This is a genomic window from Arthrobacter sp. K4-10C (genome assembly GCF_059090085.1).
Window position 1 is genome coordinate 1 of the sequence record NZ_JBNHFI010000051.1, and the last position, 216, is coordinate 216.

Here is a 216-nt window from a genome sequence, read left to right on the forward strand (position 1 = left end):
CACTGACGGGGATGCCGCACACGTTCGTGGCGTTCCGGTCGGGGTTGTTGAATGAGTGGCGGACCACGCTGGTGGTGAGGGAGACAGCCTGCCTGTCGGTGGAGGACCGGTTCGCCGTCGATGAGGAACTCGCCGCGGACACCGGCACCCTGGACGGGGCCGGGGACCGGGCCATCATCAGCGCGGTCCGGGCCGCGGCGTACCGGCGGGACCCGC

The 216-nt window shown here is 71.8% G+C and carries 1 pseudogene; it reads left to right on the plus strand.

The annotated features are described in order from the left end of the window. A pseudogene (locus AC5RUU_RS19715) lies at positions 1-216 on the plus strand (HNH endonuclease); the annotation flags it as partial.